General features: G+C 34.3%; 27 protein-coding genes. 19 read left to right on the top strand and 8 right to left on the bottom strand.

Annotation, left to right across the window (positions count from 1 at the left end; translation table 11 throughout):
- The first annotated feature begins 93 nt into the window (after positions 1–93).
- The 7 genes from Q5760_RS13955 (at position 94) to Q5760_RS13925 (ending at position 5,712) form a co-directional block, all read left to right on the top strand.
- Positions 94–1,047: a 3-hydroxyacyl-CoA dehydrogenase family protein gene (locus Q5760_RS13955; RefSeq protein WP_428908249.1), complete on the top strand. Its 954-nt coding sequence runs from the start codon at positions 94–96 to the stop codon at positions 1,045–1,047.
- Positions 1,048–1,191: 144 nt separating this feature from the next.
- Complete coding sequence (locus Q5760_RS13950) at positions 1,192–1,497, top strand: hypothetical protein (protein WP_428908248.1); 306 nt, start codon at positions 1,192–1,194, stop codon at positions 1,495–1,497.
- Between the two features lie 92 nt (positions 1,498–1,589).
- Complete coding sequence (locus Q5760_RS13945; RefSeq protein ID WP_428908247.1) at positions 1,590–2,801, top strand: GNAT family N-acetyltransferase; 1,212 nt, start codon at positions 1,590–1,592, stop codon at positions 2,799–2,801.
- A 359-nt stretch (positions 2,802–3,160) separates the two neighbouring features.
- Positions 3,161–3,619, top strand: a complete 459-nt coding sequence (locus Q5760_RS13940; protein ID WP_428908246.1) for a DUF3920 family protein — start codon at positions 3,161–3,163, stop codon at positions 3,617–3,619.
- A gap of 178 nt (positions 3,620–3,797) precedes the next feature.
- Complete coding sequence (locus Q5760_RS13935; protein ID WP_428908245.1) at positions 3,798–4,010, top strand: DUF1540 domain-containing protein; 213 nt, start codon at positions 3,798–3,800, stop codon at positions 4,008–4,010.
- A gap of 154 nt (positions 4,011–4,164) precedes the next feature.
- Positions 4,165–4,677 carry a hypothetical protein gene (locus Q5760_RS13930; RefSeq protein ID WP_428908244.1) on the top strand — a complete coding sequence of 171 codons (513 nt, stop codon included), beginning with the start codon at positions 4,165–4,167 and terminating at the stop codon, positions 4,675–4,677.
- Between the two features lie 87 nt (positions 4,678–4,764).
- Positions 4,765–5,712 (top strand): D-2-hydroxyacid dehydrogenase, encoded by a 948-nt coding sequence (locus tag Q5760_RS13925; protein WP_428908243.1) that lies wholly within the window; start codon positions 4,765–4,767, stop codon positions 5,710–5,712.
- 279 nt (positions 5,713–5,991) lie between these two features.
- On the opposite strand, the gene Q5760_RS13920 is transcribed toward Q5760_RS13925, so the two are convergent.
- Positions 5,992–6,309, bottom strand: coding sequence for a hypothetical protein (locus Q5760_RS13920; RefSeq protein ID WP_428908242.1), 318 nt, complete (start codon positions 6,307–6,309; stop codon positions 5,992–5,994).
- A 241-nt stretch (positions 6,310–6,550) separates the two neighbouring features.
- On the opposite strand from Q5760_RS13920, the gene sdaAB reads away from it, so the two are divergent.
- Positions 6,551–7,213 (top strand): L-serine ammonia-lyase, iron-sulfur-dependent subunit beta, encoded by a 663-nt coding sequence (gene sdaAB / locus Q5760_RS13915; protein WP_428908241.1) that lies wholly within the window; start codon positions 6,551–6,553, stop codon positions 7,211–7,213.
- A 51-nt stretch (positions 7,214–7,264) separates the two neighbouring features.
- The gene (gene sdaAA, locus Q5760_RS13910; RefSeq protein ID WP_428908240.1) at positions 7,265–8,170 is read left to right on the top strand and encodes an L-serine ammonia-lyase, iron-sulfur-dependent, subunit alpha; all 906 of its coding nucleotides are present in this window, start codon (positions 7,265–7,267) and stop codon (positions 8,168–8,170) included.
- A gap of 145 nt (positions 8,171–8,315) precedes the next feature.
- Here the strand turns inward: sdaAA and Q5760_RS13905 are convergent, their stop codons facing one another.
- Positions 8,316–8,852 carry a ribonuclease H-like YkuK family protein gene (locus Q5760_RS13905; RefSeq protein WP_428908239.1) on the bottom strand — a complete coding sequence of 179 codons (537 nt, stop codon included), beginning with the start codon at positions 8,850–8,852 and terminating at the stop codon, positions 8,316–8,318.
- A gap of 413 nt (positions 8,853–9,265) precedes the next feature.
- Here Q5760_RS13905 and Q5760_RS13900 point away from each other — a divergent pair, with 413 nt between their 5' ends.
- The gene (locus Q5760_RS13900) at positions 9,266–11,218 is read left to right on the top strand and encodes an LTA synthase family protein (protein ID WP_428908238.1); all 1,953 of its coding nucleotides are present in this window, start codon (positions 9,266–9,268) and stop codon (positions 11,216–11,218) included.
- A gap of 125 nt (positions 11,219–11,343) precedes the next feature.
- Here Q5760_RS13900 and Q5760_RS13895 read toward each other — a convergent pair whose 3' ends face one another.
- Positions 11,344–11,883, bottom strand: coding sequence for a MerR family transcriptional regulator (locus tag Q5760_RS13895; protein ID WP_428908237.1), 540 nt, complete (start codon positions 11,881–11,883; stop codon positions 11,344–11,346).
- 217 nt (positions 11,884–12,100) lie between these two features.
- Here Q5760_RS13895 and Q5760_RS13890 point away from each other — a divergent pair, with 217 nt between their 5' ends.
- Positions 12,101–12,907 carry an SIR2 family protein gene (locus tag Q5760_RS13890; protein ID WP_428908236.1) on the top strand — a complete coding sequence of 269 codons (807 nt, stop codon included), beginning with the start codon at positions 12,101–12,103 and terminating at the stop codon, positions 12,905–12,907.
- Positions 12,908–12,981: 74 nt separating this feature from the next.
- Here the strand turns inward: Q5760_RS13890 and Q5760_RS13885 are convergent, their stop codons facing one another.
- Complete coding sequence (locus Q5760_RS13885) at positions 12,982–13,278, bottom strand: phasin family protein (RefSeq protein ID WP_428908235.1); 297 nt, start codon at positions 13,276–13,278, stop codon at positions 12,982–12,984.
- 309 nt (positions 13,279–13,587) lie between these two features.
- Between Q5760_RS13885 and Q5760_RS13880 the strand changes: the two genes are divergently transcribed.
- The 5 genes from Q5760_RS13880 (at position 13,588) to Q5760_RS13860 (ending at position 19,463) form a co-directional block, all read left to right on the top strand.
- Positions 13,588–14,358, top strand: a complete 771-nt coding sequence (locus Q5760_RS13880; RefSeq protein ID WP_428908234.1) for an electron transfer flavoprotein subunit beta/FixA family protein — start codon at positions 13,588–13,590, stop codon at positions 14,356–14,358.
- A 13-nt stretch (positions 14,359–14,371) separates the two neighbouring features.
- Positions 14,372–15,343 carry an electron transfer flavoprotein subunit alpha/FixB family protein gene (locus Q5760_RS13875; RefSeq protein WP_428908233.1) on the top strand — a complete coding sequence of 324 codons (972 nt, stop codon included), beginning with the start codon at positions 14,372–14,374 and terminating at the stop codon, positions 15,341–15,343.
- Positions 15,344–15,386: 43 nt separating this feature from the next.
- Complete coding sequence (locus Q5760_RS13870; protein WP_428908232.1) at positions 15,387–17,450, top strand: heterodisulfide reductase-related iron-sulfur binding cluster; 2,064 nt, start codon at positions 15,387–15,389, stop codon at positions 17,448–17,450.
- Positions 17,451–17,555: 105 nt separating this feature from the next.
- Positions 17,556–18,425: a dimethylarginine dimethylaminohydrolase family protein gene (locus Q5760_RS13865; RefSeq protein ID WP_428912584.1), complete on the top strand. Its 870-nt coding sequence runs from the start codon at positions 17,556–17,558 to the stop codon at positions 18,423–18,425.
- Between the two features lie 120 nt (positions 18,426–18,545).
- Positions 18,546–19,463, top strand: coding sequence for a ketopantoate reductase family protein (locus Q5760_RS13860; protein WP_428908231.1), 918 nt, complete (start codon positions 18,546–18,548; stop codon positions 19,461–19,463).
- A gap of 64 nt (positions 19,464–19,527) precedes the next feature.
- On the opposite strand, the gene Q5760_RS13855 is transcribed toward Q5760_RS13860, so the two are convergent.
- A complete protein-coding gene (locus Q5760_RS13855) occupies positions 19,528–19,947 on the bottom strand; it encodes a hypothetical protein (RefSeq protein WP_428908230.1) in 420 nt (139 codons plus the stop codon).
- Positions 19,948–20,231: 284 nt separating this feature from the next.
- Here Q5760_RS13855 and Q5760_RS13850 point away from each other — a divergent pair, with 284 nt between their 5' ends.
- Together Q5760_RS13850 and Q5760_RS13845 are read left to right on the top strand one after the other, a co-directional pair.
- A complete protein-coding gene (locus tag Q5760_RS13850) occupies positions 20,232–20,804 on the top strand; it encodes a TVP38/TMEM64 family protein (RefSeq protein WP_428908229.1) in 573 nt (190 codons plus the stop codon).
- 109 nt (positions 20,805–20,913) lie between these two features.
- On the top strand, positions 20,914–22,179 hold the full coding sequence (locus Q5760_RS13845) for a trypsin-like peptidase domain-containing protein (RefSeq protein WP_428908228.1): 1,266 nt from the start codon (positions 20,914–20,916) through the stop codon (positions 22,177–22,179).
- 64 nt (positions 22,180–22,243) lie between these two features.
- On the opposite strand, the gene Q5760_RS13840 is transcribed toward Q5760_RS13845, so the two are convergent.
- A complete protein-coding gene (locus Q5760_RS13840; RefSeq protein WP_428908227.1) occupies positions 22,244–23,386 on the bottom strand; it encodes a CAP domain-containing protein in 1,143 nt (380 codons plus the stop codon).
- Positions 23,387–23,423: 37 nt separating this feature from the next.
- On the bottom strand, positions 23,424–23,984 hold the full coding sequence (locus Q5760_RS13835; RefSeq protein WP_428908226.1) for a TVP38/TMEM64 family protein: 561 nt from the start codon (positions 23,982–23,984) through the stop codon (positions 23,424–23,426).
- Positions 23,985–24,149: 165 nt separating this feature from the next.
- Between Q5760_RS13835 and pepF the strand changes: the two genes are divergently transcribed.
- Complete coding sequence (gene pepF, locus Q5760_RS13830) at positions 24,150–25,937, top strand: oligoendopeptidase F (protein ID WP_428908225.1); 1,788 nt, start codon at positions 24,150–24,152, stop codon at positions 25,935–25,937.
- Positions 25,938–25,979: 42 nt separating this feature from the next.
- Here pepF and Q5760_RS13825 read toward each other — a convergent pair whose 3' ends face one another.
- Positions 25,980–26,855 carry a LysR family transcriptional regulator gene (locus Q5760_RS13825; protein ID WP_428908224.1) on the bottom strand — a complete coding sequence of 292 codons (876 nt, stop codon included), beginning with the start codon at positions 26,853–26,855 and terminating at the stop codon, positions 25,980–25,982.
- Positions 26,856–26,884: the final 29 nt, after the last annotated feature.

Raw genomic sequence — 26,884 nt, 5'->3', positions numbered from 1 at the left:
ATGTTATACTGAAAAAAATAAATATTATAAAAACATCATGTATCCTTATTATATGGAACATATGACAAACACATTATGAAAAGGGGTATTACAATGCAAAATATTACAGTACTTGGTGCAGGAATTATGGGACACGGGGCTGCACAATTATTTGCCCAAGCAGGTAAAAAGGTAAAAATCCAAGCTAGACGTGAAACATCTTTAGAGCATGCTAGAGAGCTTATTACAAATAGTTTACAAATTATGGTTGAAAAAGAAATGCTCACTCAAGAGAAAATGGATCAAACCTTAGCAAACATTGCCTATACAACAGATTTACGTGAAGCAATTGACGGCGCTGAGTTTATCCTTGAATCCATTCCGGAAGTTCTTGAAACGAAGCTTGAAACTTATGAAATTATTGAAAGCGTTGTATCTGAGAAAACGATTATTGCTTCAAATACTTCTACTTTTCCTTTAGCAGAATTAACTCAAAAGGCAAAACATCCGGAAAGATTTATCATTACTCACTATTTTAATCCACCACAAATTGTGCCAATCGTTGAAATTGTAAAGTTTGAAAAAACGGATGAGAACATTGTTCAACTAACTTATGATTTAATGAAGGAAATTGGAAAATCTCCTGTTGTCTTACAGAAAGAAATCACTGGCTTTATTGTGAACCGTGTTCAAGTTGCCTTTTTACGCGAATGCTTCAACTTAATTGAACAAGGTATTTGTACGGCAGAAGATATTGATATAGCAGTAAGAGGAAGTATGGGCTTTAAATGGGCATTCTGTGGACCGTTAGAAAGCCAAGATTTGGCTGGTCTACATACAACAAAAGCAATGGTTGGAAACATTATGAAAGACTTGTCTAACACAAGAGAAGTTCCATCCTTCTTAAATGAAATGGTTGAAAAAGAAGAATTAGGAATTCGCTCGAACAAAGGATTTTACACTTATGATGATAACGGAGAAGAAGCTATCCGTACAAGAGATGACAATTTCCTAGATCTTCTCAAATTAATGCAACAAAAAGAAGCAAAAGCTGTAACATCTAAATAAAGGAAAATACCAGGTGCCTGTCACCTGGTATTTTTTTGTAATCTAATAATTTACGGTCTTTTTCCTATTTAGCAGGAAAAAACGTTTTGCTTAGTGAAAAGTATTATTATGAAAAATTCAAAATAATGAACGAAGGAGCCTAAAATGCCAAAAAGTAAAATACTTCAGGCAAATGAAGCCACAATAAGTACGGAAGATAAAAGGGTACCGAGAAAGAAACGAAGACGGATTGAAATGAAATGGTCTCAATTATTTCGTTTTTCGATCCTGTTGTTTTTAGTAGGAATGGTTGTGTTTCATTATTATTTAATCACAGAAAATGCATTAATACGTTATTACCAAGCCATATGGAAAGAATATAAACAAATATTGTCGCCCATTTTACTCGTATTTGGTTATACCTTGTTAATCTTTTTGACTGGTGTTTGGATCGGAAAAAGAAGAAAATGAAGATCACGATAATTTTCGATTAAAAATTGGATGAAGTGCTAGGAAGTTTAATATAATGAAGATGTGGATGAAAAGAGATGGAGGTAATAAGTATGAGTCGTTTAGATAGACTCAAAATGGGGAAGGTAGAACCGCATCATTTACACCAGTTCAATCAGTTATTACGATATGTATTTCAAGTAACGAATAAAGAATTGCTAATGGTCGGTTGGAAAGAACGGGAAATCGCTATGGCAAAACTTCCTGTACTCGAACAGGCAGATGTTCTAGGTTGGTTTGATGGGGACAAATTAATATCTCAAGTGGCCGTATATCCTTTTAAAGTAAATATTTTTGGTCGCATTTTTGATATGGGTGGATTAACAGGTGTCGGAACATATCCTGAATATGCAAACATGGGGCTTATGAATAAACTAATGAGACAAGCACTTTGGGAAATGAGAGAAAGAAAACAAACAATTTCCTATTTATATCCTTATTCGTTTCCTTATTATCGTCGCAGAGGCTGGGAGATTATCTCAGATAAAATGACATTTGAGGTCCGGGATTACCAACTACCAAAGCCCAAACAAGTATCAGGTTACGTGGAACGTGTAGATGTAGAGCATCTAGATATTAAATACGTTTATCAAATATTTTCCAGTAAAAAACACGCAGCAATGATTCGAAATGATCTTGCATGGGATGAGTACTGGAGATGGGATTTAGACGATATAACTGCTGCTGTATACTATGACCAAACTCGAGAACCTCAAGGCTACCTCTTATATTGGATTTCTGATGATGTTCTTCATATTAAAGAAATGGTTTACAATAATCAAGAGGCGCGAAATGGACTCTGGAATTTTGTAAGTGCGCATTTTTCCATGGTATCTAAGGTAGTTGGCAGCACGTACATGGATGAACCACTAGCTTTTTGGTTAGATGATGGTGATATTAAGGAAACCATTTCCCCTTATTATATGGCTCGGATTGTAGATGCACAACAATTCATCGCCCAATTTCCTTTTAAAAAATTTGAAGAGGAAACGACAATAACATTGGAACTTAATGATCCCATTTTAGATTGGAATCATGGTGTTTTTACCCTCCAAGTTTCATCAGCAGGTCATGGTGAACTCGTTCATTCTGAAAAAAAGCCAATTGCTTCCCTGGATATTCAAACCTTAACAACCATGTTATTGAGCTATAAAAGACCCTCCTATTTAGCCGACATTGGTCGTCTTAAGGCTGATAAGGAAACTGTCGAACGCTTGGAAAACCTTATTGAACGTCAAACTCCTTACTTCTCAGATTATTTTTAATACAGGCGTATAAGCAATTCGAATTCATATATGTTTTTTCCCCGTTAATTATGCTTACTTAAGAAGCTAAATTTCCATTTTACGGAAATTTAGCTTCTTTTTTTCATAATTTTACGATTCCTTATCATATAATAAATAAAGTTTTTTAATAAAAGTATAATTTTAACATAATTCGACATTGTTCTGCGGTAATTATTTTTGTATAATAACTTTATGACTGTTAGTTGGCAAATTTCGACAAATATCGCGATCTTGTAGACGAAAATCAACCAAAGATAGATTCTCACAAAACCGTATAATTGATTTCTTTTTGGTCAATACCTATAAGAATTAATTAAGACGAAAAGTGGTGAATGCAAATGAAACTAAAGAAAGCGCTTCAGAAACATACGATATTTCAACAATATAAAAACTGGTATGTACTAGACGATGAATTTGAATGGAATGTTCAAGCTCTGTATAAAACCATTTCTAAACATCTTGATATTTTTTATCAAACACCCGTTATTTTTTGTTCTACACTTGATGCAAACAAAATCATAAGCGCGATGGGCGATGAAGAAGATGAGTATTTACGGTTTGAATCAGGGATCTATTGGAGAGAATTAGGGCTTATTTTTATTTTCCGTTATGATGAGTATCTTCCTTTGATTGAAACACTGTTTCATGAATTCCGTCATGTTATGCAAGACCACAATCCGATTTTCCGCCATTATTTTGAAAGTGATAAGAAATTACCCTATAAAGAACGTATCACAGAGATTGATGCTTTTAACTATGCGAAAGAAAAAACGGACGAATTTGTAACAGCCATTTAAATTTTATTTAAAGATGCCACCTAACGGGCATCTTTTCTTTTATGCAAATCATGTTTTTTAAAAAAATCCCTTTATTTAGCACGTTCACCTAAAGATTACTTCTGCTAATCCATTATAAAGGAAGACATAATGCGCAAACTACAATTGATTCATTAGAAAAAAGGGAGATGAATCTATAATGCCTAATGTTGAAGTAAAATGTACGGTTGCTAATTGTGTATTCCATGCAAAAGGCAATGTATGCGGGGCAGATAAAATTACAATTGACATGGACTATACATCAAATTATGATACAGAGTTTTCTGAGGAGTTTGGATTGCAGTCTCGAAAAGAGGAAGCTAATCAATCCTCAGAAACATGTTGTAAAACATTTAAGCAAAAAGATAGATAATCAACGCGATCGCACAATTATGTTCACACAATTGTGCGATTTTTGTGTATTTTTTCCGCAAATCAAGCAATAAATGTACAGGATTTTCCAAAAAGGTTGTCGAAATATTAAAATTAGTAGGAAGACTAATATCATAGGAAAGGAGGAAATTCAAATGAATTTATTCAAACGTTTGTTTAATAAAAACGATGCAACAAAGCATCATAGAAAAACGGAATTTTCTGAGGAGTTAAGGCTAAAAGTGGATGATTATTTTGCCTACTTATTAACCATTTATAATAATTATGTAGAACAATATAATCAAAATAAAGCAATAAGAGATTCCATTAATAAAAATTTAGATGTCGAAGCCTATTTAAGAAATATGGACAATGGAATCCGATTAACGAAGAAAGCTTCTGAACATATCAAAACCTCCCCATATGTTTATGAAATACCTAAATCTGTTGGACAATTTATGTCTGCTTCAAGAACACAATTCCTTCTAAGTTTAGAGAATTATATCGAACGTGACGAATTGATCAAAAGAATACTAACTCAACAAGTAGATGATCGCCTTGCAATGGACGATGCAAATGAATTATTAGCAAAAGCAGATCAACATTTAAATTCAGCCATGAACTACATGGAAAAAACGAGAGACTTAGTTTATTCGATAGAATCTTAATGTCATTGCTACTTATTCTTTTCCTTAGAAAGAATCTTCAGAAAAATGTATAATGAGATTAGGTAATGAAGATGAGGGAGGAAGAGGATGACTAATAGAAAAATCGTAATAACTAAAAATCTACATCCAGACTTAATGAACAAAATAAAAGTGGTTGCACCCGATTGGGAAATAATTGTGGGAAAAGATAAAGAAGTGTGGGGACCTCATATACATGAGGCTGAGATCGTCGGAGGCTTTCAAATTTCTTTCAATCATTACTCCCAACTAAAATGGGTTCAAACCTTTAGTGCAGGGGTCAATCAATATCCGTTAGATCAGTTTACGATAAATCAGATTCTTTTAACGAGCGCAAATGGGGTCCATGCCTATCCGATTTCTGAAACGATTTTCGCTTATTTATTAGGTCTAACCCGAAAGATTCCTACATATGTTAAAAACCAACAGAAAAAAGTATGGAACCATGGTGATATCAAACAAGAAATACACGAGAAAACGATAGGAATTATCGGAGTTGGTGCAATTGGAAAAGAAACGGCAAAAATCGCAAAGGCCTTTGGTATGAAAGTGCTTGGGGTTAGACATTCTGGAGAACCAATTCAGTACGTCGATGAAATGTATACACCTGCTCAATTAAACACCATTTTACCTAAGTGCGATTTTGTTGTTGTTACATTGCCTTTAACAAATGAAACCTATCATTTTTTTGATCGTGATCAATTTAATAGAATGAAACCATCAGCATACTTTATTAACATTGGTCGTGGCTCACTCGTTAATGAAGCAGAGTTAGTAAAAGCCTTAGAAGAGGGAACTATTGCTGGGGCAGGGTTAGATGTGTTTGAACAAGAACCGTTAAATACAGATAGTCCGTTATGGGAAATGGAAAATGTAATCATTACCCCGCATACAGCTGGCTCAACCGAATATTATGATCAACGAGTTGTAGAAGATATCTTTATTCCTAACTTGAAACAATATTTAAAAGGAGAAACACCATCCATTAATATAGTTGATTATTCTAAAGGCTATTAACAACTTATAAAAACCGTACAGCGTATACTGTACGGTTTATTTTTATTTCTGTGTGAGATAAAAGAAGATGAGTTTCAATTAATATCCTTCATTATTAGCTCTCTTATATTTGCCTCTTAACCAATTTCTCCATCACATATGAAAAATCCTTTATTCACACATAATACTTTCCAATTTTATAGTGTTAAAAAAGATTAAATTGACAATATTCGACAAGAAGGAGAAATAACATGCGAAAAGAAGTCTCAGTATTATTAAAGTTGGAAAAACAGAGATTTCTTATTCATAAGATTCAATAGCTTGTTCTAGTGCATTGAAGGCTTGACCAAAGGCTGCTGACGAAGAAACATCTCCAGCTTGCTGTAATTGAACTTTGGCATTTTTCGCCTGGGTTAATGAGGTAATCACGTCCTCAATCATTGTACCTTTATCTCCATCACTTTCTAATGCTTGTTGCAAAATCTCTATACTACGATCTAAATTTGTTGAATCCGGGTGATCATAAGATTTTTCTAATTCTTTTTTTGCTTGTTGTAGTAATTCCTTCATTTTGCCACCTCGATTTTTTTGTTCTATTCCATCAACTATTTTTACCAAAGCTGTAACAGACTATGTAAATTTTAGGTAAGTCGTTCAAAACCATATACGTTAAATAAAAATGCTTTTGTTAACAATTTTTGAAACTCCATAAAATTATTTCAAACACAAAATAGATATGTTATGCTTTATTTGCCTTTACCCGAATTCACTGAAATTCTGCATGAATTCAACCATTGTTTGAATATAATATAAGAAAAAGTTAAAACAAATATCATTAATAGAAACTAGGTGAACGATCATGAAATATAGATCTGCATTTGATATAATCGGCCCCGTAATGATTGGACCTTCTAGTTCACATACAGCAGGCGCTGCTCGAATTGGCCGAGTTGCTCGAACTTTATTTGAAAAACAACCGAAAAAAGCGCTCATTTCTCTTTATGGATCATTTGCTAAAACCTATAAAGGACATGGAACTGATTTAGCACTAGTAGCAGGACTATTGGACTTTGATACATTTGATGAACGTATCCCAAATTCATTAGAAATCGCTAAGCAGTTAGGAATGGAAGTCATTTTTCAAGAGGAAACAGCAGTTCCAGAGCATCCCAATACAGTGAAAATTAATTTGTTTGACGAATATGATCATGAATTAGAACTCATCGGTATCTCCATTGGAGGAGGTTCCATTGAAATAACCGAACTTAATAGCTTTAAGCTTAAATTGTCAGGGGAACGGGCAATTCTTGTGCTGCATAATGATCGATTTGGGATTATTAGTTCAGTAACTAGCGTTTTATCCAAACATAAAATTAATATCGGTCATATGGAAGTTTCTAGAAAAGAAAAAGGAAATACTGCTTTAATGGTCATAGAGGTAGATGAAAAAATCGAGGATCATGTAATAGAGGAAATAACTGGTCTAGAAAATGTAACAAGAGTGATTCGCATGGTCAACTAACAACTAGAATGAATTTAAAATGATGAAATACAACATCAGGAGGAAATAATGATGTTTAAAAGCGTAGCAGAACTTGTTTCATTAGCCCAACAAAATGAAGTGAAAATAGCGGAAATCATGATCCGTCAAGAGATTGAGGTTTCGGGTTTGTCACGTGAAGAAGTGATGAATAAAATGGATCAAAATTTAACGGTCATGGAAAAAGCCGTGGAGCGAGGATTGAAGGGGGTAAAATCACATACGGGTTTAACAGGTGGTGATTCGGTCCTCTTACAAAATTATATGCAAAGTGGAAAGGCTTTATCTGGCAATTTAGTTTTAGATGCGGTGAGTAAGGCTATGGCCACAAATGAAGTCAATGCGGCAATGGGAACCATTTGTGCAACACCAACTGCCGGCTCAGCTGGTGTAGTACCAGGTACTTTATTTGCTGTCAAAGATAAGCTAAATCCCACTCGGCTAGAAATGATTGAATTTTTATTCACGGCTGCTGCATTTGGTTTTGTCATTGCCAATAATGCCTTTATTTCAGGTGCAGCTGGAGGATGTCAAGCAGAAGTCGGCTCTGCAGCGGGAATGGCTGCTGCCTCCATTGTTGAATTAGCGGGTGGAACACCAAAACAAAGTGGAGAAGCATTGGCGATTTCATTAAAAAATATGCTTGGTCTTGTGTGTGACCCTGTAGCTGGATTAGTAGAAGTACCCTGTGTAAAAAGAAATGCCTTAGGTGCCTCTAATGCATTGACAGCAGCTGATATGGCTCTTGCAGGGATTGAGAGCAGGATTCCTCCCGACGAAGTGATTGCTGCGATGTATGCAATTGGTCAAACACTACCAACGACATTAAGGGAAACAGGTGAAGGTGGCTTAGCTGCGACACCGACAGGACGTAGATATGAAGCTGAAATTTTTGGTGAACCGAAAGCCAGCCTGATCGACTATATGAATAAATCATGAAAGAGCGCATTTTTAATACGCTCTTTTTTGAAATTTCGCAGCATCTAAAGAAATGAACTTCATCATGTTTTCGACGTCACTTTTCTAGATGTATAAATTGAGGAAATAAGAAATTTATGGGAACGATTGAGGAAAAATATAGGGATTATTTCGTAAACCGATTCGCATAACTGGAGGCAACAAAAGAGTCGGGTTTAATTTTGGGCTCTAGTCCCATCGATTCAATACGAGAAACCATTTCTTCTACAAATATTCTCGTTTTATTACGATTTCCTGATCCAATATCTAAGTGTCCTTCCATTGTGAAGCTTGCCCCTTTATAAATAAAGGGGAGTACAATATCAATCATTATATTTTTTCGGTTTTCATCGAATAAGCTGACAACTTCTTCTGTTAATGAAGTTTCTTTTGAAATTCTTTCATGTAAGTGCTTCATACGTCTAGGAATTTTGAGCTTTCGAATACACGCCCAAGCGCCTTTTCCTTCATTCAAAATCACAATACCTGTTATAAATACAGTAAATCTGTCATGTACTTGTGAATCTGTTCCAATCATAAGACGAAAGTTTCCATTTCGATACAATTTCATAAAATGTATAATCCGATCAAACACATCTTCAAAATTCATGTTCCGTTCTTTTAAATTATGAAAATAGATATCTTTAGTATGATCATGATTCATAACATCACCCACCATATTTATATAAAATCTATATTTCTTTAAAAGATTCTATATTCATAGATGGTAAAAAAAAATTATATTTTTTATAACCACATTTTATCTTAATAAAGCATTTACAATTAATTTACATTTTACATTATAGAAGGATTGCTAGAATCATGACTTAAATAATTTATTTTAATATAAAAAATGGGACAAACTTTATAAAGCCGATACAGATGTTTCCATCTCCATCAACTTGACATTTTTAACCCATGGAGTATAATTGGATTCTGCTAAAGCAGTGTTAATCTGCATACTAAAATTATGAAGAATTGGAAGAAATTAATTAATAGTTTTAAAGATTGTGATTAAATATTTGAACTGAAGAATGGAAACCATGTATAATAGTTCTTTAGAAGGTGGGACTAAAAATGAAGCAAGAAATGAAGCGAAGAAATATATTTAATAAATTTATTGGTTTTTATTTATTGACTGTATTTTTTCTTTGGATAAAAACATACACAACTCAACTATCACAATTCGATTTAGGGATTGAAAATACCCTTCAACAATTTTTATTATTTTTAAATCCTTTAGGGTCATCACTGCTCTTTCTCGGATTTGCATTTTTATTTAAAGGACGTAGAAAATATACTTGGCTGATGATTATTCATTTTCTAATGTCTTTCTTATTATATGCCAATGTCCTTTATTATCGGTTTTTTAATGACTTTATTACACTACCGACCATATTTCAAACGCAAAACTTTGGAGATGTAAGTAGTAGTATACCGTCACTGTTACAACCATATGATTTATTATTTTTCATCGACACTATTTTGTTAATCTGCTTGCTTTTATCTAAAAAGGTAAAAATTGAAATGAAAGATATGAAGCGCCGTACCGCAACAGCGATAATCTCTTTAGCGTTAGGTATTTCATTTTTAAATCTTGCTTTAGCAGAAACAGATCGTCCTCAATTATTGACAAGAGGATTTGACCGAAATTATATTGTAAAGTATCTAGGAATGTACAATTATACAATTTACGATGCTGTACAAAGCACAAAGGCTTCGGCCCAAAGGGTAACAGCAGATAGTAGTGATATAACTGAAGTAATTAACTTTACACAATCCAATTACGCTGAACCAAATCCAGAGTATTTCGGTATTGGTAAAGATATGAACGTTATTTTCTTCCATTTAGAATCCATTCAGACATTCTTAATGAATTATCAATTGAACGGGGAAGAGGTAACACCATTTTTAAATTCACTAACAAGAGATGAGAACACACTTTATTTTGATAATTTTTATCATCAAACAGCTCAAGGTAAAACAGCTGATGCTGAATTTCTTATTGAAAATTCATTATATGGACTCCCACAAGGTTCTGCTTTTACTACAAAAGGGTTAAATACGTATCAAGCGGCACCGGCTATATTGGGGCAGCAAGGCTATACTTCTGCTGTTTTTCATGGGAACACTGGAACTTTCTGGAACCGAAATGAGATTTATAAATCATTTGGTTATGATCATTTCTTTGATGCGAGTTATTATGAAATGAATCCAGAAGATCTTGCGGATTACGGTTTAATGGATAAGCCATTCTTTGAGCAATCCATCCCGTTATTAGAAACCTTACCACAGCCATTTTATACAAAGTTTATTACCGTAACCAACCATTATCCATATCCACTTGCTGAAGAATTAGCAACGATCGAACCGGCAACAACTGGGGATAAATCTGTAGATACGTATTTTCAGACCGCCCGTTATGCGGATGAAGCATTAGAACAATTCTTTACTTACCTGAAAGAATCTGGATTATATGAAAATTCCATTATTGTTATGTACGGTGACCATTATGGAATTTCTAAAAATCATACGAAAGCAATGGAGCAAATTCTAGGTAAGGAAATTGACACGTTTGAAAATGTTGAGTTACAACGCGTTCCTTTATTTATTCGTGTTCCTGGAATTGAGGGTGGAGTTAATCATGAGGTTACCGGACAAATTGATGTATTACCAACTCTCTTACATTTATTAGGAATTGAATCAAAGAATTATGTCCATTTAGGAACAGATCTATTATCAGAAGATCATGATGAAGTCATTCCATTTAGAAATGGTGATTTTGTAAGTCCGTCGATTATTTTCTCAGATGGTAAATTCCTTGATAGTAATACTGGTCTTGAATTAGACCCAAGTCGTCTTGATGAAGCGAAACAATTGCAAGAAAATGCTGAGCACAAATTAGCACTCTCTGATAAAGTTGTTAATGGTGATTTATTGAGATTTTATACACCAGAAGGCTTTAACCCTGTTGATCGAACTCAGTATAATTATAATAACGTAGAAGATGTAGAATCAGATGAATCTTAGGTAAATAATTTGTTAAAAAAAGCGGCCATTGGTCGCTTTTTTTAACGCTTCTATTTAAATGACTTCTTTTGAATTGAAAAATGAATTGAAAAACAAAAACAGCACTAATCAGTGAGCTGTTTTTGTTAAAAGCCAAATATCGCTCTTATGAAGCTTTTCTTTCTTCTAGGCGCTAATTTTTCCTTTAACTGCTCTGCTTCAATAGAAGACGCAGTTTCCTGTTCCTTAATATGTAATTCCTCTAAATAAGCAATTTTTTCTGTCAGAATTGACATTTGTTGTTTTAGATCTTCTATTTCACGACGATGTTGGATAAGTTGATAAGATACGACTGCATCCGCTTTCTGATTAAGACTTACTTCTAAGTTTGCGATTTTTTCCTCTAGTTGGGTTGTGATGGGGGCAGACTTTTCAGTCTCTCCATTCTTTTCAGACTTCTCGATTTTTACAATACCAGTTCTTGTAGGTTGTTTTAGAGAAATATCCTGTAGTAATACTCCTTCATCTAACTGTTTTTTCACTTGTTTTAATTGTTCAATATTTTCTTCTGTAAAAATAAAATGGCCAAGGTCATTTCTCTCCATATCTAAATTTAATTGTTTCACCCATCTTTGAACTGTTCTAGTTGAAATGCCAAGCAACTCCGCTACAGACTTTGTATTCAATAGAACCCCTCCTTATTATATTGTTTCTCTATTTATTTGCACATTCCTTCTGTGATGACAAAACAAGTATAATTTCGCTATTAATTATTCAGAAAATATACTTTTTGTCGAAAATATCTAATTGTAAACAATTCGTAACAATGATGGAAAGGGTTCTTTCAATAGAAAAATCTCATATGATAAAATAAGGGAGATTGATATTTTAAATGGAGGTCTTATGATACAAGAACTGGCAAGTGCCATTACTAATAAACAGGTGATTTTATTTGTGGGTTCCGGCGTTTCTAATAATCTAGGGCTCCCTGTTTATTCTGAATTGATGGATGAAATGGCGGAAAATCTTGGATATGAGCCAGAACAATTTAAATCATGGGGCAACAATGATTTTTTAATCATGGCTGAATATTATTTTCATCAAAAGGGTACCTTGGGGGCACTTAGAAGTTGGATGGACCGACTCTGGCATCATAAAGATATTGAAATTGGGAAATCAGAGATTTATAGACTTATTATTGAATTGGACTTTCCCATTATATATACAACTAATTTTGATCGATGGCTCGAAAATGCATATGATTATTATCAAAAAGAATACATTAAAATTACCAATGTAGCAGATATTGCTAGAATTGAAATGAATAAAACCCAAATTATTAAATTTCACGGTGATTTCGATGATGACTCATCGCTAGTGTTAACGGAATCAGGTTTTTTCCAAAGACTTGATTTCGAGTCTCCATTAGATATAAAATTACGGTCAGATTCATTAGAAAAATCGATCCTTTTTATTGGTTACAGTTTATCTGATATCAATATCCGTTATATGCTATATAAATTGCATAGACAATGGAAGGATTCTGAACTTGAACATATTCGTCCAAAATCATATATCTTTTTAGTGAAGAAAAACCCCCTTAAGGAACGTCTTTTAAAGGAGAGGGGAATTATCCCAATTGTTAGTCATAACGAAGACCCTGGAAAAGCTTTAACAGAATTTCTTAGAAAAATTTCAAATCAAATTTAAATCTAAAATACTGATCTTGTAATTGATTCAAAAAAAGGGTGTTTCAAAAGATCCCTTTTAAAACACCCAATGAATTATTGTTTATTTAATTGATTTTCAAGAACTTCAATTCTACGCTCTAAGTCACGATATTCTTCTTTTGTAACCAAATCTAAATTGGATAACATTTGGTTCATTCTTGTTTTTACAATGTCATCCATTTCTTGTCTCGCTTGTTCTCCTTTTTCAATCCACTGATTTACAAGTTCTTTGGACTCGCTTGCACTAACTTCACCTTTTTTAACAAGTGTATCGACTGTTTTCTCAACTTGTTCTTTTGTGATGACAGCGGCACCCAAACCTAAAGTGAAAAATTGTTTTAGTAGATCCATTCTTCATTCCTCCATCTTATTTATTTTTTAGTAGCGGGACATTTTCTCTAAATTATTGTGGAGAATAAAGGTATCCACCACATGTAATTTTATATTTATATCATACACCATTTACTCCATTATTGCGTAATCATACCCTATTCGTTTAACCGGGAATCGTGAAATATTTGTGAAAAATGCATTATACACTTAAACTTCGAATAAATATAGATTCTATAAAATATAGTGTTAAATAGCTATTTTGAAAACGCTTAAAGAAGTAAACCATATCAACTAATTACAAATTTAAAAATCAAGGAGAGAGGATTAATGAAAATTTATGTCATTATGAAACGAACCTTTGATACAGAGGAGAAAATCATCATCCAAAATGGAGAAATTCAGGACGACTCTGTTGAATTTATTATTAATCCTTATGATGAATACGCCATTGAAGAAGCCATTAAACTTCGAGAGGCACATGGTGGAGAGGTTACAGTTCTAACTGTTGGTGTACAAGAAAGTGAGAAACAATTAAGAACGGCTCTTGCCATTGGAGCAGATAAGGCTGTTTTAGTTGATATTGAAGAGTTAGATGAAGTAGATGCGAACTCCATCTCGATCATTCTAGCGACATATTTATCGAAGCAAGAGCCAGATATTATCTTAAGTGGAAATGTGGCAGTAGATGGGGGGTCTGGTCAAGTTGGACCACAAGTTGCAGAACGATTAGGGATTCCTCAGGTAACGACAATTACTAAGTTAGATATAAAGGAAGGAGTCGCAACCGTTGTGCGTGATGTTGAAGGTGATCAAGAAATCATCAAGGTATCCTTGCCTTTATTAGTTACCGCACAACAAGGTTTAAATGAACCACGTTATCCATCATTACCGGGAATTATGAAAGCAAAAAAGAAACCATTAGATGTTTTAGAAATAGAAGACCTTGATTTAGACGTGAACGAAATAAGTGCTAAGACAAAAACGATTGACATTTTTTTACCACGAGAAAAACAAGCCGGAAAATTATTAAGTGGGACGGTTAAAGAACAAGCCGCTAATCTATTATCGTTATTAAAATCAGAAGCTAAAGTGATTTAAAGGAGGGATGACAATGACTAAAAAGGTACTTGTGTTAGGGGAGAGCCGAAATGGGGAGGTTCGCCATGTATCTTATGAAGCCCTTGGAGCCGCTAAATTAATGGCTGAAGGGGGAGAGGTAATTGCATGCCTTTTCTCAAATAATATTGGAGAGTCCGCAAATGAGATGATCTACTATGGGGCGAACCGAGTAATAAAAGTTGAGGACTCCTTATTAAAAGCTTACACAACGGACATCTATCAGCAAGCGGTACTACAAATTTTGGATCAAGAAAAACCGGATGCTTTTATTATGGGTCACACGGCACTTGGAAAGGATTTAATGCCAAGAATTGCGGCAAATCTTAATGTAGGATTGGTGTCAGATGTAACAAAAATTGAAATCCTTGATGGGGAAATTGTTTTTACTAGACCGATATATTCTGGCAAAGCATTTGAAAAGAAAATAATCATTGGACCTCTATTAGCAACTATCCGTCCTAATAATATTGAAACAGTAGAAAAGGACGAATCTCAAAATGGAGTTATTGAGGAATTCTCTGTTACATTGACGCCATCTCGAACGGAAATCAAAGAAATTGTAAAAAAAGTTGCAAAAGGAGTCGATCTTTCTGAAGCGAAAATTATCGTATCAGGCGGTCGTGGAATGAAAGGGAAGGAAGGCTTTAAAATACTCGAAGAATTAGCACACTTGCTGGGCGGAGCAGTAGGAGCCTCACGAGGTGCCTGTGATGCAGATTATTGTGATTACTCACTGCAAATTGGTCAAACCGGGAAAGTCGTTACACCTGATTTGTATTTTGCAATTGGAATCTCTGGCGCCATACAGCATCTAGCAGGTATGTCCAATTCAAAAAAGATTGTTGCTATTAATAAAGACCCTGACGCGCCCATCTTTGAAGTAGCCGATTATGGAATTGTAGGAGATTTATTTGAAGTTGTTCCTGCATTGATTGAAGAAATAAAATCGAATACGAAAGGTTAACAGGTAAGGCATTGCCTAGAACCCTAAAGAGGGGGGATTTTCTTTGAATATCTTACTTCTAGCCAATTTAATTCTATTTTTGCTGGTTACGGGTTATGCGATTTATTTATTTGCTTATTTAATCAAAACCCGGTATGAATATATTAAATTAGGAAAACAAGTAGAATTCGATCGGAAGTTTAAGGAGCGTTTTCATAAAATATTGGTAATGGTCTTTGGACAAAAGAAACTATTTAAAGATAAAAAGAGCGGCATGATCCATTTCATGATGTTCTATGGATTTATACTGGTACAATTTGGTGCAATTGACTTTATTTGGAAAGGCCTCGTACCAGGGTCTCATTTACCATTCGGCGCAGTATATCCTGGATTCACCTTTTTCCAAGAAATCATTACTTTCATGATCCTAATTGCTGTATTTATGGCTTTTCATCGCCGCTATATTGAAAAACTCGGGCGACTCAAACGTGACTTTAAAGCAGGGCTTGTTTTAATTTTTATTGGTATCCTTATGCTCACTGTCTTGATTGGTAATAGTATGAATATTATCTGGCATGGTCATGAGCCGTCCATAAGCGAGCCAATTGCCTCCTTAGTTGCTATCCTTTTAAGTGGAATAAATACAAACGTATCAATCGTTATCTTTTATCTAGCTTGGTGGATTCATTTAATTACCCTGCTATCCTTCCTTGTTTATATCCCTCAATCAAAACACGCCCACTTAATTTCAGCTCCAATAAACGTCTTTTATCATCGATTAGATCAGCCAGGGAAACTACGACCTATTAATTTTGAAGATGAAACCCAAGAAGTGTATGGTGTAGGAAAAGTGGAAGATTTTACACAACTTCAGCTGATCGATTTATATGCTTGTGTCGAATGTGGACGTTGTACGAGTATGTGTCCTGCTACGGGTACAGGTAAATTACTTTCTCCAATGGATCTCATCGTAAAAATGCGGGACCATTTAACAAAAAAAGGAGCAGCTATTACCTCTCGTTCACCATGGGTCCCTCGACTTGCTTTTCGTCATACAGAGGGAAATCAGCTTGCGATGAGTTTAATTCAAATGAATGATGATCGAAATTTAATTGGTGACATTATAACAGAAGAGGAAATTTGGGCATGTACGACATGCCGTAATTGTGAAGATCAATGTCCAGTTATGAATGAACATGTTGATAAAATTATCGATTTACGCCGATACCTTGTCTTAACAGAAGGGAAGGTCAGTTCAGATGCCCAACGTGCCATGCAAAATATCGAACGCCAAGGTAATCCATGGGGGATTAGTCGTAAAGAACGTGAAAGTTGGCGGAACCTTCGTGAAGATGTATTGATAAAGACGGTTAAAGAGTGGAAAAAAGAAGGAAAAGAATTTGACTATTTATTTTGGGTAGGTTCAATGGGGTCTTATGATAATCGCAGTCAAAAAATTGCTCTTTCGTTTGCGAAATTACTAAACGAAGCAGGGGTAACGTTTGCCATTTTAGGAAATAGTGAAAAGAATTCCGGGGATACACCGCGAAGACTCGGGAATGAATTTTTATTCCAAGAATTCGTAATTGAAAATATAGCTGAAATTACAAAAAGCGGAGCCAAAAGGATTGTCACCATTGACCCACATGCCTATAATACATTAAAAAATGAATATCCTGATTTTGGCTTAGAAATTGAGGTTTATCACCATTCTCAAATCTTATCACAATTAGTAAAAGAAGGGCGATTAATACCCAAGTATCCAGTACGTGAAAGAATTACATTTCATGATTCTTGCTACTTAGGCCGATATAATGATATTTATGATCCGCCTAGAGAAGTTTTACAGAAGATCTCAGGCATTGAGTTCGTTGAGATGGAACGAAATCGTGAAGATGGAATGTGTTGTGGAGCAGGTGGAGGCTTAATGTGGATGGAAGAAGATTACGGAACGCGCATTAATGTGGCAAGAACGGATCAAGCACTTGAAATAAATCCGACCATTATTTCAAGTGGCTGCCCCTATTGCCTCACGATGTTAAGTGACGGCACTAAATTAAGAGATGTTGAGGATGAGGTTCAAACATTAGATATTGTTGAAATACTTGAAAAAGCGATTTTTAAATAACAGGTCGATATGAACCATCGATTTTTCGGTGGTTTTTTATTAGAATTCTTTAAACATATTTTGCATATTAAAGTAGATAATAATTGTAAAATAGGAGGGGATATGATGGTACAAACATTCACAAAACCGCATAAAATTCAATGTTTTACAGAGTATAACATCTTAAAAAAAGTTATTCTTTGTCAGCCCCAATACATGACGATTAGGGATGTCATAAATGAAACTCAAAAAAAGTTTAAAAATGAAGGCATACATATCGAAAAAGCACTCGAACAACACGAGGAATTCGTAAAAACATTACGTGCTTTTGATATTGAAGTCATTTTGCTACCTTATCATAAAAAATATCCAGAACAAGTCTTTACGCGGGATATTGGGTTTACACTTGGTGAAACGATATTTGTTGCAGATATGGCAAGTAACATCAGGCATGGAGAAGAAAACGTATTAAAACAGTGGTTAGAAGATGAAGAGATCTCCTACTATAACATCATTGGACATCAAATAGAGGGCGGCGATGTCATCATCGACCAAGATACGATTTATATCGGAATAAGTGACCGCACAACAAGCGAAGCAATTGATCATATGCAAAGACTGCTTAACGATCAATTTAACATTGTCCCCATTGATTTTGAATCAAAATACTTACATTTAGATTGCGTTTTTAATGTTGTTTCACCTGAAGTTGCCTTAATCTATCCTGGCGCTTTACACCAGAAAGAAATTGACTTGTTTAAAAGCCGCTTTGAATGTATTGAAGTGTCTAAGGAAGAACAATTTACTTTAGGAACGAATGTATTGTCTATTGGGAATAATAAAATTATTAGTTTGCCGGTCAATCAGCATGTTAATAAAGAATTAAGAAGTCGAGGGTTTGAAGTTATTGAGGTAGATATTACTGAAATTATTAAATCTGGTGGATCCTTCCGTTGTTGTACATTGCCGATTCATAGAGAGCCCATGAAGCCTTAAATTAGAAATAGGAACCTAAATTGGGTTCCTATTTTTTAAACTCACTATTACTTTTATTTCGATTTTTCCTTTAATTTGTTATTCTAATCTTATAGAAAATTAAATGTGGGGTGCTTAACATTGAAAAACATTGAAACTGTGACTTTAGTTGGTTTAGGAGCGATTGGTGCTGCTTACGGTAGCCTTTTACATGATTCCTTAAAGGATGCTTTTCGAGTAGTTGCAAATGAACAACGTATTCAAAAGTATCAAATTAATAGGATTAAAATAAATGATCAATTGTATAAATTTAATTACATAACTCCTGAAACAAAGGTCGAGCCTGTTGACCTTGTTATTTTTGCGGTAAAGAATGCTGAGTTGCCGCAAGCGATAGAAGATGCTAAAAATCATATTGGTCCAAACACTATTATTCTATCTTTATTGAATGGTATTTCAAGCGAGGAAATTATTTTTGAAGCCTATAAAAATGAACATATTTTATACAGCATGAGTGTAGAAATTGATGCTCTCCGTTCTGGTCTTGATGTGCGTTTTACAACTAGAGGTCGAATCGAATATGGGGAAAAGAATAATGAAATGTCTGAAGATGTGTTAGCTGTAAAAGATTTATTTGAACGTGTAGGGATCGATTATAAAATATCAGATAATATTACCCATACGATGTGGTGGAAGTTCATGATTAATGTGGGTGTCAACCAAACCTCTGCTGTGTTAAAGGCTCCATATGGAGTATTCCAATCCCTACCGATCGCTTATGAGTGGGTGGAATCTGCAATGAGAGAAGTCGTTGCATTATCACAAAAAATAGGAACAGGGTTGACGGAAGAAGATGTGAAAAAGTTTTGGCCAATCATTAATAATCTTTCTCCAAAAGGGAAAACCTCTATGTTACAAGATATGGAAGCAGGAAGAAAAACAGAAGTAGAATACTTTGCAGGAACTGTATGTCAACTAGGAAAAAAATACGGAGTCCCAACCCCTATTAATGAACAACTTTATAAAATCATCCGGATAATGGAAGAAATGAACAAATAAAAATAAGGTGATGGGTATCTTCTATAAAATAGAATTACCCAGCACCTTTTTTTTATGATACCCTTTATGCGGTTTTGATCATTTGATAAGCTGATTTATTTTGATCCCATTTAAAAATGCCTTCTTGTAACCTGATCATTGTGTCGAATGGGCATGGAATTGAAATGTTATCATTTGAAGAAGGTGATTCAGTGGTTTTTGACTCTTCTAGAAGTTGTGTTCTTAATTGCTGAAGATCCATTTTCGTTGCCACCCGGAGAACCATGTCTAATTTTACTTCGTTTTCAGAAACACCGTAGCTATCACAAATAGAGGATTGAAAACCTTTATTAAATTGGATCATCATGGATAGATCATGTAAACAGGCTACTCCAAACACATCTTTTATAATATCCTCATATTGTAACTGCGAACCAGTAGCAAACGCTGTTTGAGCCGTTTCTGGATTTCTCAAGTAGTAAATTGTTTCAATTTCGTATTCCAAAAATAATACATCCTTTCTTGAACCAGTATCAAAGTATATATCTTAATTATACCATATTGCTTTTGATTTTGTGCAATCTATAATATAATAGTTAATTACTGGATTTTTTTATTGTTCCGAATCGATTTATTTCATGAACAAGAGCGTTTTTATTTGTATAATATAAATAAGGCTTAGGAAATCCGAAACGGGTGGTAACAATTAAGAATTGGATTAAGTTAGTTTCATTTATTTTAATAATCTTCCTATTCATCTTTTTTGTTTTTCAAACAGAATGGTTTCAAATGATTAAAAGTGGAGATATTGATTCTCTTGTCAAAGAAAATATATGGTTGATTTTAACCATGACTTTAATCGCAATGGTTATTCAAAATACCTTTACGGTCATTCCTTTAATTTTAGTGATTACAATCAATTATGTTTTGTTCGGTTTTGTAAATGGGTTTATATGGAGCTGGTTTACCAGCATTATTGGCTCCGCAATCGTCTTTGTCAGTATTCGTTATCTTTTTCGAGATTGGGTGACAAAGAAAGTGGATCGATCACTATTATTTAAAATAGAACAAAAAGGATTTAGTTTTGTCTTTCAATCAAGAATCATTCCTTTTATTCCAACTAGTTTAATTAATATATTAGGAGGAATAAGTTCAATACATTTTAAATCCTTTATGTCAGCAACCAGTTTAGGGAACTTCCTCTATTTTTTTGTCATGATTTTAATACCCGCGGGATTGATATCTATTCCTTCAAATGAATCTATCGTTATATATGCTATATTATTGTCGATCCTTCTCATTTTCTTTTTTAGATTTATAAAAAGACGAAGAAAAGCGAATAAGAAACTAAGTGGAGAATAATAACTTTAAACTTTTATTATATTAAACTACGGCTTTTGAACGACATGGACATTTCCCATATTTTCCAATACAATTAGATTATATAGATAATAGAAAAAGGGTGAGGATCATGAATTGTCCGTCATGTGGTGAAAAGCTGTATGAACGCTCTACAAAATGTCCTAATTGTGGAAAACAACGTAAAAGCTCTAAAAGGAAGCTGATTTTTGTACTTACCCTTTTAAGTGTATTATTAGGAATAACAGTCTTTAAATTTTTCTCGGAACAAACAAATCTACCAACACAATCTGCTGCTACGAAACCTGAAAGTTATATAAATTTCCAAAATGAGGAGACTAAAAAAACTCCTGACCCTGAACCTGATCCAACACCTGTACCTCAACTTAAAGACGAGGTCAAACCGACAACAGATCCGATGCCAAATGTGGTTGCAAAACCAGTCGAAGAGATAGAAGAAGAGACCATCGATGATATCACCTATTTAATTGCAGATTCACAATCAAAAGTATTCACCATCTTTACTGGTGGTTCACAAGGATCGGGGTTTTTAATGAATCAAAGGGGTGATATCATTACGAATGCTCATGTAATTGAAGGTTTTACTTGGGTTACCATTAAAGATTGGAACGGTGTGGAATATCAAGGTCAGGTAATTGGTTACTCAAATGATACGGATATTGCTCTTATCCGGGTACAGGAGTTAGCAGGAAAAACACCGATGAAGTTAGAAACCGTTTCTGATACGAAAGTCGGAGAAGAAATCATTGCAATAGGAAGTCCTCAAGGTGTTGAAAACACGGCTACATTAGGATTTATTACAGGGATTAATCGTAGCTTTAATATTGGTCAAAGGACTTATGAAAATCTTTATCAAATGTCAGCACCGATTTCAGCGGGAAGTAGTGGGGGACCACTCCTTTCAAAAGAATCTGGTAAGGCTATTGCTATTAATTCTGCTAAGATGCTAGGTGATGAACCGATTGGGTTTAGTATTCCAATAAAAGCGGTGTATTCGATTATATTACAGTGGTCAGAGCAACCTATGGATGAAAAGGAAATTCATTCTTTATTTTATAATGAATTAGGCGATTATTATTTTGAAGACTTATGGGAAACAGAGGAAGAAGGGTATTTTGACGGGGGAGAAATCACCGAAGAAGAAGACATCAATTCGTATTATGAAATACCAGAAGAATGGGTTGAAGAAATTCAAGAGAATGATATTTCAAATTCAGTAGAAGAGAACACAGAAGGTTCTGAAGAAGGGGTTAAACCGAAAACCTCAACAGATTCTAATGATAAACAAATAAGGGAAAAGTCCAGTCCGGTACCTAGTCAAGAAACAACGGACATTCTAGAAGAACCCGCCGCATAAAATAACTATATATAAAAAAACCGTCTAGATCGAATAGACGGTTTTTTTATTGACAAGCTCTTTGTTACCTTGTAACAAAATTTTGTGTAAAAAACGGTTTTTCATTTTCGTCAAAGGCCACCCCAATCCCTAATGCTTCAAAATCTGCTTGAAGAATATTCTCACGGTGTCCAATCGAATTCATCAACCCTTCATGCGCAAAAATGCTGCTTAATTGTCCTGCGGCAAGATTTTCTCCAGCTGCACGAAAGGTAATTTGATCCTCTTCCATGCGATCAAAGGGGGACTCCCCTTCAAGATTTGTATGATCAAAGTATTGATTAACTGCCATATCTAAACTATGGTCACGTGCTGTTATTTTCACATGATCATCCCATGTTAAAGGGAGTAGACCATGCTCCACTCGAGTTGCGTTAGTTAGATCAAATAGTTGGAACTCAAATCCTTCTTTTAACGCTTGGCTGCCTTCGGCGTAATAACCCGGTTTTTGTTTTTCTAAGTCTTCACTAATTAGTTGAATCGCTGTCACACTATTTCCTTCATGTTTATCAAAAAAAATGGTGACATAGCTGTTATCTAATTTATATAAATGAAACTCACCATTGTTCTGTATTTGATAGGAAATCCAATCTTTTTGTATTGCTGTTTCCGGCTGACCTAAAACGGCAACAACTTGCTCCATAGGGGCATTTAACGATATGCCTTGTTTAGATGAAATTAAATCCTGATTTGTATATAATCCAGCAACTTTATTCTTATCATCATACGCAACCATAAAGAAATGATGATACTGATCATGATATGCATCCCAATTAACGCCATATTCATTTAATGTAGAGCGTTTTGGAGGACCCACTTGACTTTCTACATGTTCTCGAGTATCACCAATTTCAATATTATAGATAGAAAACGAATGATCATTCGGTATATTCAATTCAGGCTTTGCTACATCACTCTGCTCTTGACCATTCTGATCATTTCCGATAGTAGTGAACACTTCCCCTAGTTCATCTAAAGTCTGATTTAACCCGATTTCAAAATGTTCAAATGTTGATTGGAACTCGGGTTTTTCTTTCAGAGTCTTTAAATCTGCTGCAACATTTTGATAGATTGAATAAAGTGGGGAATGTTTGATATCTTCTTTGAAAACGAACCACACCATACTAATGATGATTAGAAATAGGATGAGTCTTCGTATACTTCTCAATTCATAACCACCCTTCTCCTATGCTTCTCAATCCCATTTATTTCTTTTCTTTCCATTTTTTAAAACCTACATAAAGAAAATAAAACAAGCAAATTAGCAAAATAATAAAGAGCTGCCATTTCGTATCCATCGTTAGGACATGGGCAATGGAATAAGCTTCTATAAATAAAGCAGGTATCTTTCCTGTTGTACTTGCCAAACTGAATGTAAGAACATGAATTGGACTTAAAGCTGCTGCAAGTGTAACAGCTCCTGAAGGGACAAAAGGAAGGACTCTAAGGAATAAAATAATAAAAACAGCTGTTACTCCATCTGTATTTCTTAATTTCTGTATATATTTATTTTTATTAATCGTTTCCATTTTGGGATATGATAATAACTTCCTTATCCCTTTGCGATAAAGAATAAAGCTAACAATTGCCCCAAGAGCTTCACCAATGATCAAGAGTAATAAAGCATATTTTAAATCAAACAATCCAACGGTAGCAACCGTAATAAACGCACTTGGCAAAATACCGGTTATAGCTACGAATACATTGAGTAGAATACTAATAAGCGAAGCCCAAAATGGGTGTAATGAAATCCAATCAAGTGTCATAAATAAACCCTTTCCCTAATGGTATGAATCAAACTATTACTATTTTACAACAGATAGGATTTTTTCACCTTAAAAAGGGTTTTCATACGCTTATTCTTCATATATTTAGTATGATATGAAATAGATGGATATTTAAGTTAGAACTGACAAGGAGGTATAGGATCGGTGAGTACATATAAAACAAGAAAAGAAGTCCCGCTACAAGAAAAATGGAATTTAACCGATTTATATTCAAATCAAAATGACTGGGATCAGGATTACCAAACGATCGAAAAGATGGCAGAGGAACTTAAAGGCTTTGATGGTCAAATTCATGATGGACATGCCTTATTTCGATACCTTAAACAAAGTGAGGAACTTTCATTTCTATTTAATAAACTATATGCCTATGCGATGCTAAAAGTAGATGAAGACACAAGAGAGACCTCCTCACAGTCCGTTTTAGATCGAGCTAAACAATTAAGCGTAAAGGTTAGTTCATCTACATCATTCTTTATGCCGTATCTATTGAGTCTTTCAGAAGAAACATTAAAAGGATATCTTTCTCAAGAAAAAGGCTTGGACTATTTTGAGAAAGATTTATGGGAATCATTTCGTTATAAATCACATGTTCTAAGTAAGGAACAAGAAGAATTAATTTCTCAATTAGGGGAAGCGTTATCTGTTCCTAGCCAAACCTTTGGAATGATGAATAATGCTGATATAAAATTTGGAGAAGTAACTGATGATGAAGGCAACCATATCGAATTAACAAGAGGGATGTATAGTAAATTAATCGAAGATGAAGATCGTGAAAAACGTAAAGAAGCGTATAAAGCCTATTATCAACCCTATTTGCACTTAAAAAACTCAATTGCATCAACTCTTTCTGGAGCCATTAAAAATAATGTCACCCTTGCAAAGATCCGTAAGTATCCTTCTGCTTTAGAAAAAGGGTTATTTGGTGATAAAGTTCCAAAACTAGTGTATGAAAATCTTATTAAAACAACAAAGGAAAATATAGCACCGCTGCACAAGTATACGAAGATTAGAAGAGAAAAGCTCGGATTGGATGAATTAAGACAATACGATATGAGTGTTCCGTTAGTTAGCGGGGTAAAACCAGAAATTTCTTATAATGAAGCATATGAAACGATGCTCAAAGCGTTAGCGCCCCTTGGTGAAGAATATCTTGAGATATTAAAAGAATTTAGGGAATCTCGTTATATCGATGTTAGAGAAACACCGGGTAAACGATCTGGAGCTTATAATTTAGGAGTATACGGCGTTCATCCATATATTCTTTTAAATCATCAAGATGATTTGGATAGCTTATTTACGCTTGTTCATGAATGTGGGCATGGCGCGCATAGCAAATTAAGCTCCCAGCACCAACCGCAAATTACAGCTCGTTATAGTATTTTTGTTGCGGAAGTCGCTTCAACGGTAAATGAAGTATTATTAATTTACTATTTATTAGAACATGAGAAAGACGAAGCGATGAGAAAACACTTATTAAATCATTTTATTGATCAATATAAAGGTACTTTTTTTACCCAAGTTATGTTTGCTGAATTTGAGAAAAAGACTCATGAAATGGCTGAAAAAGGTTTGCCATTAAATGTAGAGGTCTTTAATCAAACTTATGAGACCTTATTTAGAGAATACAATGGGGATGAAATTGTATTTGATGAAGAGGTAAAATATGGTTGGTCAAGAATTCCGCATTTCTACCGTCCATTTTATGTCTATAAATATGCAACAGGATATGCTTCCGCTATTCATCTAGCGACTAAGATTTTTGAAGGGGACAAACAAACCTTAAGCGGTTATATAGAATTTCTGAAAAGTGGAAGTTCTGATTATCCGTTAGAATTATTGAAAAAGACGGGCGTTGACCTAACAACACCTGACCCAATAGAAAATGCTCTAAAGAAATTTAATGAATTGATAGATCAATTCTCAGCATTATAAAGAAAAACAAGGCAGATATTCTAATGAATATCTGCCTTGTTTTTAACTGCTCATTTCATGGTTAATAATCGAATAGATAATTTGTTTAATTGGTCGATCAATCAAAAGCTTATTGCGATATTGTACATATACTTTATTCGGTAATTGATCGAGAGCTTTAATATTTTTGACTACAAGATTATCATCGGATTCATCAACACCAAGTAATAAGGTAATTCCAACCCCTACGCCGCTACCAATGACCTTTTTTTGCATTTCACTATTGTCCACTTCAATGTGTTTAATGTTAGGAACTCCAATTAATTGTTTTTCAACATTAGCTAAAAGCGCTGTCTTGCGACGGTACCAAATTAATGTTTCATTCTCTAAATCACTGAGTGATAGGTCTTCTTTTTTAGCTAACGGGTGATCTTTCCCAACTATTAAAACAAAGCGATCATTAAAAATAAATTCTGAAACGAGGTCTGACTTGTGAGAAACGATATTTCGGGTAAAAACTAAATCAAATTCACCTGCTAATATTTGTTCATTTAAACTAACGGAATCTTTTCCTTCAACAATTTTTAGATTTAAATTGTCAATTGATTTAACGGATTGAATTAGATTAGAGATAAAGGAATAAGAAAAGCCAGGTGATATACCAATTTTTAAACTAGGCTTACTCGTTGTCATCGTAGCTTCTTTTGAATGATTCATATAAGTTAGAATACTTGTAGCATATTCAACAAATACTTTTCCTTCATCAGTTAATGTTACATTTTTACCATCACGGTTAAAAAGCTTACAATTTAATTCAGTTTCTAAATTTTTGATTCTAGCAGTGACAGTTGGTTGTGTCACATTTAAAGATTCGGCTGCTCTAGAATAGTTACTATATTCTATTATTGCAAGAAATGTTTCGATTTGACTTGTATCCATTTAAAACGCTCCTTATTTTCCAATATGGT

Origin of the sequence: Niallia sp. Kr1 (genome assembly GCF_050389805.1) — a bacterium.
Classification (GTDB): Bacteria; Bacillota; Bacilli; order Bacillales; family Cytobacillaceae; genus Bacillus_BD.
This window is presented reverse-complemented; position numbering and strand designations above follow the sequence as displayed.

Bases quoted from the DNA above. Each gene is read 5' to 3' on its own strand.
- sdaAA (WP_428908240.1), top strand. From the start codon at position 7,265: ATGTTTAAAAGCGTAGCAGAACTTGTTTCATTAGCCCAACAAAATGAA.
- Q5760_RS13880 (WP_428908234.1), top strand. From the start codon at position 13,588: ATGAAAATTTATGTCATTATGAAACGAACCTTTGATACAGAGGAGAAA.
- Q5760_RS13850 (WP_428908229.1), top strand. From the start codon at position 20,232: ATGATTAAAAGTGGAGATATTGATTCTCTTGTCAAAGAAAATATATGG.
- Q5760_RS13885 (WP_428908235.1), bottom strand. From the start codon at position 13,278: ATGGATCTACTAAAACAATTTTTCACTTTAGGTTTGGGTGCCGCTGTC.
- Q5760_RS13935 (WP_428908245.1), top strand. From the start codon at position 3,798: ATGCCTAATGTTGAAGTAAAATGTACGGTTGCTAATTGTGTATTCCAT.
- Q5760_RS13875 (WP_428908233.1), top strand. From the start codon at position 14,372: ATGACTAAAAAGGTACTTGTGTTAGGGGAGAGCCGAAATGGGGAGGTT.
- Q5760_RS13955 (WP_428908249.1), top strand. From the start codon at position 94: ATGCAAAATATTACAGTACTTGGTGCAGGAATTATGGGACACGGGGCT.
- Q5760_RS13835 (WP_428908226.1), bottom strand. From the start codon at position 23,984: ATGACACTTGATTGGATTTCATTACACCCATTTTGGGCTTCGCTTATT.
- Q5760_RS13865 (WP_428912584.1), top strand. From the start codon at position 17,556: ATGGTACAAACATTCACAAAACCGCATAAAATTCAATGTTTTACAGAG.
- Q5760_RS13845 (WP_428908228.1), top strand. From the start codon at position 20,914: ATGAATTGTCCGTCATGTGGTGAAAAGCTGTATGAACGCTCTACAAAA.
- Q5760_RS13890 (WP_428908236.1), top strand. From the start codon at position 12,101: ATGATACAAGAACTGGCAAGTGCCATTACTAATAAACAGGTGATTTTA.
- Q5760_RS13930 (WP_428908244.1), top strand. From the start codon at position 4,165: ATGAATTTATTCAAACGTTTGTTTAATAAAAACGATGCAACAAAGCAT.
- Q5760_RS13950 (WP_428908248.1), top strand. From the start codon at position 1,192: ATGCCAAAAAGTAAAATACTTCAGGCAAATGAAGCCACAATAAGTACG.
- sdaAB (WP_428908241.1), top strand. From the start codon at position 6,551: ATGAAATATAGATCTGCATTTGATATAATCGGCCCCGTAATGATTGGA.
- Q5760_RS13945 (WP_428908247.1), top strand. From the start codon at position 1,590: ATGAGTCGTTTAGATAGACTCAAAATGGGGAAGGTAGAACCGCATCAT.
- Q5760_RS13905 (WP_428908239.1), bottom strand. From the start codon at position 8,852: ATGAATCATGATCATACTAAAGATATCTATTTTCATAATTTAAAAGAA.
- Q5760_RS13825 (WP_428908224.1), bottom strand. From the start codon at position 26,855: ATGGATACAAGTCAAATCGAAACATTTCTTGCAATAATAGAATATAGT.
- Q5760_RS13940 (WP_428908246.1), top strand. From the start codon at position 3,161: ATGAAACTAAAGAAAGCGCTTCAGAAACATACGATATTTCAACAATAT.
- Q5760_RS13925 (WP_428908243.1), top strand. From the start codon at position 4,765: ATGACTAATAGAAAAATCGTAATAACTAAAAATCTACATCCAGACTTA.
- Q5760_RS13900 (WP_428908238.1), top strand. From the start codon at position 9,266: ATGAAGCAAGAAATGAAGCGAAGAAATATATTTAATAAATTTATTGGT.